Raw genomic sequence first — 14,012 nt, forward strand, 5'->3', positions numbered from 1 at the left:
TTTAATCTAATGCTTTGTCTCGGCTCTTTTGTTCGCTGCTGCAATTGCTGACTGCGCCGCTGCCAATCTTGCGATAGGCACGCGGAATGGTGAACAACTGACGTAATCCAAATTCACACTTTCGAAGAATTGGATACTCTCGGGATCACCCCCGTGCTCCCCGCAAACACCGACTTTTAAGTTTGTTCTGGACTTACGGCCAAGGTCAACACCCATTTTTACCAGTTTGCCCACGCCTTGAGCATCTATGGTCATAAACGGATCTTTTTCGTAGATGCCTTCGGAGACGTAAGTTTTTAGGAATTTTCCGGCGTCATCGCGCGACAAACCTAAAGTGGTTTGCGTGAGATCGTTAGTCCCAAAGCTAAAAAAGTCAGCATGTTGAGCAATATCGTCAGCCACGAGCGCCGCTCTTGGAAGCTCGATCATGGTTCCGATCAGATAATCAAATTTCACGGACATTTCTTTTTGGACGGACTTCACTTCATCATCCACAAGCTTGCGCATGATTTCGAGCTCTCGCTCTACACCCACCAGAGGGATCATGATTTCCGGAACGAGTTTTTTTCCTTCTTTGATGAGTTTTCCTGCCGCCTCGGCAATGGCTCGAGCTTGCATCTGATAAATCTCAGGATAAGTCACAGCTAAGCGACAGCCCCGATGCCCTAACATCGGGTTAAATTCGAACAAGCTCTTCACTTTGCGACGAAGATCTTCAAACGGAATATCTAGTTTTTTCGCGATATCCATCGCTTCCTCGTCCGTGTGAGGCAGGAACTCATGAAGGGGAGGATCCAGGAGACGAATTGTGACGGGTAAACCATCCATCACTTGGAAAATTTCGTAGAAATCTTGGCGCTGCATCGGGAGCAATTGATCCAAAGCTTTTTTACGATCCACCAAAGTTTCGGCCACGATCATTCGACGAATCCAATCGACGCGATCCTGACCGAAGAACATATGCTCGGTTCGGCAAAGACCGATTCCTTCTGCACCAAACTCGCGAGCCACTTGCGAATCGCGAGGCGTATCCGCATTGGTGCGAACACCCATGCGGCGATGCTTATCGGCGATTTCCATCAAGCGATTGAACGAACCATCCAATTGCGGATCGATGGTTTTCACTTCGCCAAGGAATACATCTCCTGTGCTGCCATCAAGAGTGATGATGTCGCCTTCGCGAACCACATAACCTTGAGCGCGGAATTCTTTCAGTTTGTAATCCACCTGAATATCACCGCAACCGGCCACACAGCATTTTCCCATACCGCGAGCCACGACCGCCGCATGAGACGTCATTCCCCCACGGGTGGTGAGAATACCGATGGAGGCCACCATGCCTTCGATATCTTCGGGTGATGTTTCGATACGCACAAGAATTGCTTTTTCGCCCTTTTCTTTAGCGACGACCGCGTCTTCGCTCGTAAACACCACTTTTCCGCAAACACCACCAGGGCTTGCCGGTAAACCTTTGGCTAAAACCGTTTTCTTCGCCTTAGGGTCGAGCGTTGGGTGAAGAAGCTGATCTAAGCTTGAGGCCGACACGCGCATGATCGCTGTTTTTTCGTCGATGAGTTTTTCGTTGAGCATATCCATCGCAATCGCAATGGCGGCCTTTGCGGTACGCTTGCCGTTACGAGTTTGCAACATCCACAATTTATTTTTCTCAATGGTGAACTCGATATCTTGCATATCCGCGTAGTGCTTTTCGAGACGCTGATAGGTTTTGACGAGCTCTTCGTAGACCGCAGGCATTTCTTCTTCGAGGGATTTAAATCCGGTGCCTTCGGCTTGGCGACGGCTGATCGGCTGTGGGGTACGGATCCCCGCGACCACATCCTCCCCCTGCGCATTGATGAGGTACTCACCGAAGAATTGTTTTTCTCCCGTCGAAGGATCGCGCGTGAAGGCCACGCCCGTTCCGCAATCATCGCCCATATTCCCAAAAACCATGGCTTGAACATTCACAGCGGTTCCCCAGCTTTCAGGGATGTCATTCAGGCGACGATAAGTGATCGCGCGATTGTTCATCCAGCTTGAGAAGACAGCATTGATGGCACCCCAAAGCTGCTGCTTGGGATCTTCAGGGAAGGCTTCACCCGTGTTTTCTAAAATCATTTTTTTATACTTTGAAACGAGCTTTTTAAGATCGTCGGCCGTCATGTCGGTGTCTTTTTGATAACCCTTTTCGGCTTTGACATCTTCCAACGTCACTTCGAGAAGGGAGTGATTCATATCCATCACCACATTCGAATACATTTGGATAAAACGACGATAGGAGTCCCAGGCAAAGCGCGGATTGTTGGAGGCTTTAGCAAGACCTTCCACTGTCGTTTCGTTAAGACCTAAATTGAGAATCGTATCCATCATCCCTGGCATACTGGCGCGAGAGCCGGAACGCACACTCACTAAAAGTGGATTTGCGGGATCGCCGAATTTTTTACCGAGCTTTTGCTCCATTTTCTTAAGAGCTTCGTCTACACCTTGGGTCACCCAAGTCGGAAGAGATTTTTTGTTGTCGTAAAATACTTTGCAGATCTCAGTTGAGATTGTAAATCCTGGAGGAACCGGAATTTTAAGAGAGGTCATTTCGGCGAGATTTGCGCCTTTGCCTCCCAGCAATGCCTTCATCGAGGCATTGCCATCGGTTTCGTCCTGAGAAAAGAAGTAAACAAATTTATCGGGTTTGGTCGATGTCATTAGTTCCATGCTCCCTCGATTACGTTTTCAACGTAAGATGTTAGTTGGTCTAGAGCGACGCGCTCTTGCTTCATTGAATCACGATGACGGACAGTGACTTTCTGATCCACTGCCGTTTCAAAATCTACAGTTATACACAACGGAGTTCCGATCTCATCCTGGCGACGGTACCGCTTACCGATACTGCCCGACTCGTCGTACTGCACTTCCCACTTTTTACGAAGTTCCGCAAAAATCTTGTCTGCGGTTTCCATCAAAGGTTCTTTTTTAGAGAGAGGAAGTATCGCCGCCTTGATCGGAGCGATTTTTGGGTTAAATCCCATAACCACGCGAACGTCCTCTTCGCCTTTGTCGTTCTTCGTGTGCTCTTCGCGATAGGCCTCGCACATCGTTGCAAGAACTAAGCGATCGCAGCCGACGGCCGTTTCGATCACAAACGGAAGATACTTTTCTTTTTTACCTTCGTCGAAGTATTCCATTTTTTTGCCGCTAAACTTTTGGTGCTGAGTGAGATCGAAGTTTCCGCGATTATGAATCCCTTCGAGCTCCGACCAGCCCATGGGGAATTTGTATTCGATATCCTCAGCGGCGATCGCATAGTGAGCGCGTTCATCGTCGGGATGGGGATGAAAGCGAAGATTCTCTTCTCGCAATCCTAATTTTTTATGGAACTCTAAGCGAATGTCGCGCCATTTTGTGTAAAACTCTTTATCGGTTCCGGGAGTGACAAAATATTGCATTTCCATTTGTTCAAATTCGCGAGTGCGGAAGGTAAAATTTCCGGGGGTGATTTCGTTACGGAAAGATTTTCCAATTTGCGCGATTCCAAAAGGAAGCTTCATGCGCATGGACTCTTGAACGTTATTGAAGTTGACGAAAATCCCCTGGGCTGTTTCGGGACGAAGATAAACGATGTTGTCCTCGTTTTGCACAGGACCCATGTAAGTTTGGAACATTAAATTGAACGCACGAGCTTCGGTTAAATCGGTCGAACCGCAGTTGGGACATTTTTTTTCTTTGAGATGATCGGCACGATGACGAGCTTTACACTTTTTGCAATCAATCATGGGATCCGAGAAATTATCCACGTGACCGGAGGCTTTCCAAACTGTGGGATGCATGAGAATCGCGGCATCGAGTCCCACCACGTCTTCCCGACGAGTCATCTCTTTCCACCACGCCAATTTGACATTGAGTTTTAGCTGAGAACCCAAAGGACCGTAATCCCAACACGAGGCGAGGCCACCGTAGATCTCACTGCTTTGGAAAACAAAGCCACGGCGCTTACTCAAAGACACTAAAGTTGAGAGGTCTCCCAGTCGTCGAATTTCCACGAAAACTCCTATGAATTTATAGTTCACCCATGATGTATAAGGCGGCTTTCCTGGAGTCAAAATATCTTTAAAAATGCTCAACTTTTACAGAGAGATAGTGGGATTGGTTCGCCTAAATTTTAGGAAGTTTTTTTAGGGGATTTTGCAGAGTGGATATTCCGGGAGACGCCCGTCCATGGGCTCAGGGCCCTTGTCGCCGGTGGGGGGGCGGGAGGTGCGTCAGCATCTCGGGTGGCCGCCCGCAAGCCCGGCGATCGCGTCACGCTCAAGGGAGCTCCCTCCACATCCACTCTGCAAAATCCCCTAAAAAAACTTCCTAAAAAGTAGGCGAGGCCGTAAGTCTATTGTTGTGGCGCGTTAATATCGTCGGATTTGGGGGCTCGCGGGTCGCGGAGTTCGGGACGGTTTTGGTTAGGATTTTTGGGATTTTAGGATGGCGTCGTAGGCGGCTTTGTAGAAGGGTTTTGTGGAGTCGTCGTGGGCGGTTAGGGTTTTTTGGTAGGCGTTTTTGATTTCTGAGAGGTTGCTGCCGGCGGGGACACCGAGAACCTCGTAGGCATCAAATGTATGGCCGTTATAGTTAAAGAAAACGTTGAGCATAATGGATTGGGTTTTATCATCGAGATCCATGGCCTCACTCGAGGCGTCGGCTTTTTTCTTAAAATTGAGAGAGGTCGTTGGTGTTTTTTTAATGGAGAGGAAATAGCCCACAATAAGAAGGACCACGACAGCATTTACAATTAGAAAACTTCCCGGTGACTGAAACATTCCTCTTAGTGTAAACAAAGTTTTTTCGCGAAACAACAAGTACATGAGTAGGAAAATATTATGAGTGATCCTTTTGAGCAGCAGAAACCCATCCCCGGTGTAAAACAGATTATTGCCGTCAGTTCAGGCAAAGGCGGCGTCGGCAAAAGCACGGTCTCCACTCACCTGGCCATGGCTCTCAGCAAGCTCGGTCAAAACGTAGGACTTCTCGATACCGATATTTACGGCCCTAGCATTCCAAGAATGATGGGAACTCAAAAGCAAAAGCCCGATGTGAAAGCGGGGCGCATCCAAACTCTCGATGTGGGCGGCGTCAAAACCATGAGCATCGGGAATCTGGTCGACGAAGATCTCGCGATTGTTTGGCGCGGACCTATGCTCTTTAAAGCGATTCAGCAGTTTTTGTTTGAAGTCGAATGGGGCGATCTTGATTTCCTCATCATAGATCTTCCCCCGGGAACTGGGGATGTGCAACTGAGCTTAGCGCAAAAAATTCCGATCAACGGCGTTGTGGCCGTGACCACTCCGCAAAACATCGCTCTCGCCGATGTTAAAAAAGCGATCGATATGTTTAAACGCGTGAACGTTCCCATCCTCGGCGTTGTCGAAAACATGGCCTACTTCGAATCCCCGAGCGGCGAACGCACACAAATCTTCCCTCGCGGTGAAATCGACAGCTACATGGAAAAAGAAGGAATTCGTCGTTTAGGCGAAATCCCTCTCAACCCCTACATCAGTCAAAGTTGTGAGATGGGCGTCCCTCTGTTTTTTAAAGAGGGCCAACCGTCGACTCAAGTTTTTATGGAAATTGCGCGCAAGCTCCTCTAAGGAACTTGTGTCTCTCGAGAATTGGGAAAAACTTGGCACCGATGCCGCTCGGTACTTTGCTCAGTCAATCGATAGCAGTGATCGGACAACATCGGTTGTCGGATACCAATTTGGACATCTCCCTGAGCACTTCTTGCCATTGGGGTCACAATCACGAGACCTCTATTCCCCGTGTCCCCCGCATGTATAGTGCCCCATACTTTTCCTGATTCATCCACCATAGGCCCGCCGGACATTCCACTGACAAGGCTTTCCGCGCTCGGACAATAAATGAGATATCCTGCGTTCGGCCGACCATCGGCAAGATCCGTGTAGCCTCGAAAGACACAACGATGAGTGGTAAAGTTACTCTCGCGATTGCCGGGAAAGCCGGCAATCACAAACCGTTGCCCGATTTGGGGCCGGCGCTCGGCCTCCACCAAAGGCAGTGCAAAATTGACCGTCCGCGCTTCCCCCAGTGTGACGTCCTGACTAGCGTCGTAACTTCCCGGTTGCACAGGAAACACTTCGGCGTTTCCTTCGACCATTCTTCTTCTTACGAGGCTTGGGACATCACCGCTCTGTTGATCGAGCCGTTCAGCTTCTTGATTTCTTTCCACAACAGCGAATCGTCCTCGAGCCGGCCGCCCCTGGTCACCAATGCCAGAAACATGCTGAGCCGTCACCGGGATCCCCTCGCCAGCACGTGAACCCTGGACGTAATAGATCGTTCCCTGGCCATGCCCGCGCTCACCAAAGCTCCAGGCGCGCCTGACGTTCTCCTCTAAACTTCCCGTTAAATTTTGATCCTGCCTTAGGCATTCGCTCCCTTGAAACCGAATCAGCATCTGCTCATATTTTTTTTGCTCTCTCTCGTAGAATGATTTAATTTCTGCATATTCACGGAGGGCACGGCTCACCACAGGCTCCGATCGATTCGCACTCGCCCGAATGATATCGAGAACTTCTCCAAGGGCCAATTTCAACTTTTGCTTATTTTCTGCTGGGGTTTCTGGGCAAGTGTCTGGAGCGCCCGAATCTTCTCCAATGAACAACGAGTGAATCACTTGAGCCTGCGAAGGAGTTGTTCCGCACCTATTTGCGCAAAAAGCTCGATCAGAACGTCGCGCCTCGTCCTCGCAATCCATAATACAAAAAATCTTTTCGTTACTTATTCGTAATTGTGTCAATCCGCGAAGTTTTTTCCCCATGTCCAATTGGTTTTTGTATTCGGACAGTCGTTTATTGATATCTATTAAGCGACCTTTCGCAATCTCCACCGCTTGTTTGATCTTTGCATAATCATCGCAGGTCCGACCGCGGACCCGTAAGGACTCGAAATATCGCATGTGTTCTCGTTGATTCTTACGATCCGTGTCGAGACTCTGGCGCAGCTTTGTTGGTAGAGAAATCATCACTTCTTTTAACTTTTCTATTTCTTCGAATTCCTGTTCGGCTGTGGTGCAATCAGACTCCGCAACTGGGGGCGAGGCTTGAGTCACTTCGGCAGGTTTTCGGTTCGGAATTGGGTGAGCACAACCCACACAGATCCAAAGTAAAAGTAAGATGCGCTGATGAGCGATAACGAGTTTTACCACAAGAACCCCCATCTCTTATTTCGGTTAAAAAATCACCTAACTTTAATAGGTTATGTTGATTTAGCGCATTTTAGAACACCTCGAGCAAGAGACCGAGGGTGCATGGAGATTTTTCTAAAATCGCAGGGATTATTGGAAATGAATTGGCCTTAAGGCAAGATGGGGCCATGAAAAATCTTATAGCTTTCTTCCTTTGCCTTTTCTATTCCCCGGCTTTTGCCCAAGATCTTTGTAAGGACGTATTTGCGCTCAAGAATAAAGTCGGTCTCCGACCATCGACGACTTTGACTTACGAAACAATCAAAGTGGACCAAAAGCTGGCCTTTAAGGACTTAAAATTAGAGGGCGACCTCAAGCAGGTGATTCCCATCGCTGACGGAAAAGTTTCCGTACTGGTGACGGAAATCCCTTACAACCGCACAGATATCAATTTAAATCCTCGTCAATTTCTTTATGTAGTCGAGATGAGTTCGAAAAGAATCATCACGTCGGATACGTTCACGCGCATTAAGCACGTTTCCTATTTAGAAACACAAAAACTTTTAGCGGTGGATGGCACGCGCACAAATGATGGTAAAGTCGCAAAGCTCTACCTCGTTCCGCTCACGCGCTCCACCCCTCCCGTTGCATTTTTGACTCTCCCCGGGTCTCAGTACTGGGGTGTTGATGTCAAAGCCGTCATCGAACGCAAAGATCTCTCGGCGATCATGGTGGTGCAGGATTCAGCCAATGCCTTAATGACGATTCGTCGAGAAAAAAGTAATCCCTTTGTCGACCCCTACACTAGCCTTCTCAATCAAGGCGTTTATCTGTTCGACGCTAAAACTCTTCAACCTCTCTCTTCGCTCCGCTATGATGTTCGCCAACCGGTGAACGTCAATCTCAGTCCAAAGTCGTCCCTGATGGCAATGACCATCACCAACCCCATCGTCGCTGATAAAAACAATCTTGGCGTGGTCATCGTTGATAGTCGAGATCCCCAAAAAGTGATTTATCAGTACGATTTCAAAGATTCCGGAATTACGATTCCGGTGGGACCTAATGCCGAACAAAAAATTGGATTTAAAGTTTCCACACATTGGAGCTCTGATGGTCGCAGTCTCGCCATCATCGAAAAAAGCACGGGCTCCGTGATCGTTTACGACACGGTCACCAGTAAAGAAACGGTCTCGCGGCGGGAGATCAATGACTTGTGGCCCATTCTGGGCGGAACATTTTTAGAAAATAATCAGCTCTTGATTATTCGACAAGGTTTACAACCTCTAAGCACTAAAGGTGATGCTCTCGACTTTTATGTGTACCTCATGAACATCGACGCTCTGACGTCTAATGCGGTCATTCCCTCCTTCCCTCTTCAATTGTCTTCTGTGGCGGCTACGAGCCAACGGAGCGGGCGGGAGTTGAATCTCAACTCCATCGTCGAAATGCAATATGGTCGTGTTCTCGCATTAATTTTCGCAGACCAGATCATTTTGGTGGATCGCAGAGACGCGCGCCAACAGATCTCGCTTGCACCCGGGCTCGAAACTCCCCTGGAGTGGTGGCAACCCGCAAAAACTTTAAACTCGGTCGAGAAGATCAATGAAAACACGCTTCGCGTGAGTGATCACCACCAGGGCGTTTTTGATATCACCGTCCCCGAACTTTAATTAAAGGTCGGGATTGTTGGGGCGAATCCGACAGCGGTGTCTCTCGTAAGTTTCGTTGGCCAAACGATAGCAATCGTCGGAATCAAACGTTTCCTGAATGCCCATCCGGGTTCTTCCGTCGCTGGACCGTGACAGTGGAGAGACGTGAATCAAATTTGTATCCCCATCATCCGCGGCATGGGCGACGCCCCAAACGCGACCGGATTGGTCGATCAAAGGCCCTCCCGACATTCCACTCACCATGCTCTCCGCCGAGGGACAGTAGATCAAATAGGTTCTTTCGTTGGAATACTGATCAATGGATCCATATCCTTTAAATGTGCAGTCGTGAGTAGTAAACTCCGAATTGCGATTGCTCGGAAATCCTGCAAGCACAAATCTTTGGCCCACTCGCGGTTTTTCTGTGGACGAGATGACCGGCATAAATTGATTTCGGTTTTCTCGTCGCGCATCTCCGATGGCAATGTCACGGGCCCGATCATGCGTCTGCGGAGTCACGCGAAAGTTGAGAACTTGACCGTTTTCTACTTTTTCGCGGACATTCGCATCCACCACTTCTCTCGGCTGCGCAAAGTCGATCTTGTCAGAGTTATCCGGGCGATCAAAATAAAGAGTGCTCGGATCCAAGCGATCATCGCTGGCGCGTAAGGTCCTTGCGACATGCACCGCCGTTACGGGAAGTGCTTGCCCCGGAGTTCCGGAGTCGACCATAAATGCGGTCGCAATCGTTGCCCCATCCTCGCCCAGTCGGTAAACCCGACGAACGTTGTTTCGAATATAATCCAACCATTTTTTATAATCACGAGCGCACTGAGGATTCGGAAATTGATTCACAGCATTTTCCAACCGAGTGAACTCCGTCTGATAACTACCTCTGAGGGCCTGATAGTCCTTGAGAGCTTTTTTAATCACTTCGATGGTCGCCGGCATATTTTGTTGAACAGCACCGATCATTCGATTGTGAGATCTTTCGAGTGTCCCCGCCACCTCATTCGTTAACGCTCGACAGTTTTTGGGTCGAGCCTCTTCGTCGAGGATTGGTAAATAGTGGGACATTTGTGTTTCGGAGAGTCCGCAACTGTGACGACATTCCGTAGACGTTTTTCGAAGCACATCCATGCAGTTATCGATACAAACAATATGACGCCCCTGGATTCCGCTTCGAACCACGTTGAGAATCGCGTGACTTGTTTTTATTCGCTCTTCGAGATTTTTAATAGCTTCATCGATATTTAAAACACGTCCACGAATGGTTTCCGCGGCTTGCCTTAGCTTTGTAAAATCATCGCAGCTCTGGGAGCGAAAATGAATGCTGGCGGTACTCTGGATGTGAGTCGCTTGCTGAGTTCGAGCCTCTTGAATACTTTCTTCGATATGTTTTTTGGAGTTTCGTACAAGATCTGCGGCACTCTCTGCTTGCTCTAAACTTTGGGCACTGTCGGGACAGTGGGCATCATAAGTGTTCTCCACCGTAGACCCATCATCATTGGCGCGAGTGACTTCCGCGGGGGCTCTGAGTGGTGGCCGGTTCACACAGGAAATCATTAAAAGAGATGAGATGAGAATAACGAAAGAACCCATAGATGAATATCGGTCAATTGGAGGCGAAACTTCTCCTTCGCTCGATCCGTGTCTCAAAATGAGAAATTTTAGGTAAAAAAGAACCCGCCTATTGGGGGGAATAAGGCGGGTGTAGGCAGCAGTTAAAACCCATAGATCCCTCCTTATACCTCATTCCTTTGGCGGCTGGCTGGCTTTGTAAACTCCTATTACGTTAGCCCCTTTAGCTTTGCGTGAGCAGCATTTCTGCTGTCGTGCCTTTGGCAAAAGTCCGGATATGGTTATCTGTCCTGAATATAAGACTACTACGAAAGTCGAGAAACTCAGAGTTTTTTTTGCAAAGTGTTTCACTTCAGGATCTCGTTTTGAGAGCGAGATAAGGAGTTGAATTCTCTATTACTTTTGTAAAGTCTTCAGTGGGTGAAATCAGGAAAATTAAGTTATAAGAACGTTGGGTTGTTATTTTTTTGGGTTCTTTCTTGGGGTTTGAATGTTTGGGTCACTTTTTATTCTTATCGTTTTTCTGGCATTGCCGTCTTTCGCGCAAAACGCCGATGAAAATAAAAATTTCGAAGCCTTCAAAGTTCTCCTCCAGGAAAAACAAGCCAAATCTATCGAAGAGTTTCTTCCCGCTTGGAAAAAATCATCTCCCGAGTTTTTTAAAAAATATCTTTTAGGATATCGAAGCCGAAGTTTACAAAACTCTTCCTTTCGCTCTCCGCGCGTATTGATGTTTAGTCGTCTTCCGCTCAATCTCGTCATTGCATTTAATGGAAGCCCAGAGCATCGTGGATTTAAAGATCTCGAAGTGATGGCGTTTAATCCAAAGACAGATGCCTTCGAGTTTTACGAAGTCACTGAGTCGGTTTTAAAATCAGGACAACTTCCCGCACCGAATCCCAAAAAATGTTTAGAGTGCCACCAAAGCCCTCAACGCAGTCAGTTTGGAAAAAACAAAATCGATCCTCGTCCCAACTGGGAACCTTACAACAAATGGCCGGGATTTTATGAGTCCATGGACACTTATCTTTCGGATTACGACCACACGCACTTCCGAGGAAAGGTGGAAGAGCTTCGAGAGAATCCAGAAGATGCTCGACTCGCGGATGAAATCCCCCTGGAGCCCCTTCGCCATAAAGAGTTCTACCGCGACATTCTTCCGACCCATCCCCGCTATGTGTTTTTGGATCCGATCGAGCACGATCGCTACAATGACCGAATTCGGAATGGGGGTTCGCTCAACGTCGAATTCACGAAACATCTTTCGATCTCCAATTTTTTCCGCGTGAGCCGGCTAATGACAGAAGAGACCGAAGTTTTTGATTTTGTAAAATGGGCCCTTGCCGTCCGATACAAATGCCAGGAGGATGTAGTCCCGCAAGAGGTGCGGACTCATATTACCGGCGAAGAAAAATCCCAGTGGACCTACCAACGCACCACTTACACTCAGGCCGTGGACATTTTGTTTACTTATTTTGGCGTGGACACCGAAGACTGGTCCATGGATTTTAAAACCCATGGTCGCTTCTCTTTTAACGGAGGAAGAGATCGCTTCGCGAGTCCGGGAGAATCGTGGGAGGAGTCGCGCCCGGCCGCGGAAAAATATATTCTTTCGCGCCCTGAGATTAAAGATCTCAACTGTATGCAACTCAAAGAGAAAGCCTCGACAACCACCGGGAATCTAGCAGCGGTTCAGGCGTTTAAAACGCTTCGGAGCGCCCAGACGGCTCCGCGGGCCCCGGAGCCCCCGCTGATCCAACGTTGCATCGCCTGTCACGCCTCAAAGACCTCGGACGACGGCGACATCCCCCTAATCCCCTTCGGAAACCCTGAGGAACTGGCCAAGGCTCTAAAGACAAAAGGTTACAAACGCGGAACACTGTTGGATGAAATCCGCTGGCGCTTGAGTGATCACGCGACTATCGACGAGCAAATGCCCCCAAGCAAACCGTCTCGGCCCGCCCAGCGCCAGGAACTCCTCCGTTACCTTGAAAAGGTTCCAGGTTCCTAAAAAACAAAATGCGCGGTCAAGACCGCGCATTTTGTATTTTAGGAACCTGGAACCTTTTTCGACCTTAGTTGTTAAACGGGATGGCGAGGCGGCTTCCGATCAGGATCTTTTCGCGCTTTTGCAGTTTGTTGGTATTGAGCAATTGAGAGAGCGAAACGTTGTACTTCGAAGCAATGTTTAACAGAGTTTCTCCACGTCTGACGACATGGTACTTCTTCTTCGCCGAAGCGGGAGTGCGATTGGATTTTTGCGCCTGAGCAATCGCGCGCAACTTGACGGACTTCGAATTTAACGATGTCTTTTTGTCAGAGGCGGTCGCGCGCTTGTTTCCGCCTCCCACTGGGATGCGCAGAGTTTTTCCGGCCCGTATCATGGAACGCTTGCTGAGATCATTCATCTCAATCAAAGCACCCATGGACACTTTAAACTTCCGCGCAATTGTCGACAACGTGTCGCCGTTTCTCACACGATATCGCGTATAAGTGCTATCATCAAAGGCGATGGCTTGAGAGACAGCCACGTTGGTAGAGCTACGCTCTAAGGCCGCCATCACTTGGGCTTTATCTAACTGTGTCGGAACGCGGATCATCACGCGATCGCCATACTTAGGAACGATTCCGCGCTTGTAAGCATTATTTAAACCGCGAAGTTCTTCGTAATCCATTCCTAACTGTTGAGCTAAAGTCGGAAGACTCACCGCTTTATCAATATACACCTCTTGGTAATCGAGAGGCTTCATATACTCCACATCGGTAAAGCCGTACTTTTCAGGATGCTTACCGATCAAACGAGCGGCAAGAAACTTGGGAACGTAATTGATCGTCTCTTTAGGAAGCTTCTTCATGCGAGCCATCTCCCAAAAGTCGCGAGTGTAGTACTTCATGATTAAACTTTTGACCCGATTCTCCCCCACATTGTAGGAAGCGATGGCCAAGTACCACGAACCAAAAAGATTATGTAACGCTTTTAAATACTGAGCGGCGGCTTCTGTGGATTCAATAAAATCATTTCGCTCATCCACGTAGTAATCGATGCGCAGGTCGTAGCGACGAGCGGTGCCACGGATAAACTGCCAGTAGCCGGAGGCGCGCGCATGGCTTAATGCATTCGCATTAAATCCTGATTCGATCAGGGCCACATAAACTAGATCTTCCGGAAGTCCGTGCTTATGGAGGATCTCTTTCATTTTTGGAATATAACGAGTGGACCGAGAAAGGTAGCGCACCATGTGCTTACGGCCCTTACCTTGGAAGTAGTTGATCCACTTTTGAACATTTTCATTCATTTCAGACGGTAAATATTTAATGTCGGCTTCGTTATCCGCTAAATCTTCGACCTTGGGCATCTCTTTTCCAACGACGATGGGCTTCTCGTCTTCGGGATCGTAAACATCCTCATCCCCTTGATCGACGTCATTCTTCGCCGCGGTGGCTTGGTCTTGGACTTTCATTTGAGGTCTTTTGGACAAATGCGCACAATTCGCGAGCGCCAACGCAAAAAATAGAAGAGCTAGGGTTTTGAACAAAATGTCCCTCCATGTCATTTACTTAAAGTTTAACGAATAAGTTTCTCGATCGCAACCACC

At 48.4% G+C, this 14,012-nt stretch carries 9 protein-coding genes and 1 riboswitch; of the genes, 3 read left to right on the forward strand and 6 right to left on the reverse strand.

The features are described from left to right. Nucleotides 1-6: 6 nt before the first annotated feature. From ppdK to K2Q26_08295, 3 genes are all read right to left on the reverse strand, one after another. Entirely contained in the window at nucleotides 7-2,709 is a 2,703-nt protein-coding gene (gene ppdK, locus K2Q26_08285; protein ID MBY0315502.1) for a pyruvate, phosphate dikinase, read from the reverse strand. Then, nucleotides 2,700-4,034: a glycine--tRNA ligase gene (locus tag K2Q26_08290; protein ID MBY0315503.1), complete on the reverse strand. Its 1,335-nt coding sequence runs from the start codon at nucleotides 4,032-4,034 to the stop codon at nucleotides 2,700-2,702. The genes ppdK and K2Q26_08290 overlap by 10 nt, the downstream gene beginning before the upstream one ends. 411 nt (nucleotides 4,035-4,445) lie before the next feature. Continuing rightward, nucleotides 4,446-4,802, reverse strand: a complete 357-nt coding sequence (locus K2Q26_08295; protein ID MBY0315504.1) for a J domain-containing protein — start codon at nucleotides 4,800-4,802, stop codon at nucleotides 4,446-4,448. Nucleotides 4,803-4,862: 60 nt separating this feature from the next. Between K2Q26_08295 and K2Q26_08300 the strand changes: the two genes are divergently transcribed. Beyond that, nucleotides 4,863-5,630, forward strand: a complete 768-nt coding sequence (locus K2Q26_08300) for an Mrp/NBP35 family ATP-binding protein (protein ID MBY0315505.1) — start codon at nucleotides 4,863-4,865, stop codon at nucleotides 5,628-5,630. On the opposite strand, the gene K2Q26_08305 is transcribed toward K2Q26_08300, so the two are convergent. Beyond that, nucleotides 5,627-7,207 carry a serine protease gene (locus K2Q26_08305; GenBank protein MBY0315506.1) on the reverse strand — a complete coding sequence of 527 codons (1,581 nt, stop codon included), beginning with the start codon at nucleotides 7,205-7,207 and terminating at the stop codon, nucleotides 5,627-5,629. The two genes, K2Q26_08300 and K2Q26_08305, sit on opposite strands and share 4 nt — an antisense overlap. Before the next feature lie 167 nt (nucleotides 7,208-7,374). On the opposite strand from K2Q26_08305, the gene K2Q26_08310 reads away from it, so the two are divergent. Then, nucleotides 7,375-8,856, forward strand: a complete 1,482-nt coding sequence (locus K2Q26_08310) for a hypothetical protein (protein MBY0315507.1) — start codon at nucleotides 7,375-7,377, stop codon at nucleotides 8,854-8,856. Here K2Q26_08310 and K2Q26_08315 read toward each other — a convergent pair whose 3' ends face one another. Continuing rightward, nucleotides 8,857-10,437, reverse strand: a complete 1,581-nt coding sequence (locus K2Q26_08315; protein ID MBY0315508.1) for a serine protease — start codon at nucleotides 10,435-10,437, stop codon at nucleotides 8,857-8,859. It abuts the gene before it with no gap. Nucleotides 10,438-10,594: 157 nt separating this feature from the next. Beyond that, nucleotides 10,595-10,685, reverse strand: a riboswitch (cyclic di-GMP riboswitch). A 221-nt stretch (nucleotides 10,686-10,906) separates the two neighbouring features. Between K2Q26_08315 and K2Q26_08320 the strand changes: the two genes are divergently transcribed. After that, on the forward strand, nucleotides 10,907-12,427 hold the full coding sequence (locus tag K2Q26_08320; GenBank protein MBY0315509.1) for a hypothetical protein: 1,521 nt from the start codon (nucleotides 10,907-10,909) through the stop codon (nucleotides 12,425-12,427). Nucleotides 12,428-12,491: 64 nt separating this feature from the next. Here the strand turns inward: K2Q26_08320 and K2Q26_08325 are convergent, their stop codons facing one another. Then, entirely contained in the window at nucleotides 12,492-13,877 is a 1,386-nt protein-coding gene (locus K2Q26_08325; GenBank protein ID MBY0315510.1) for a LysM peptidoglycan-binding domain-containing protein, read from the reverse strand. Nucleotides 13,878-14,012 lie beyond the last annotated feature (135 nt).

It is taken from the genome of Bdellovibrionales bacterium (assembly GCA_019750295.1).
Taxonomy (GTDB): domain Bacteria; phylum Bdellovibrionota; class Bdellovibrionia; order Bdellovibrionales; family JAGQZY01; genus JAIEOS01.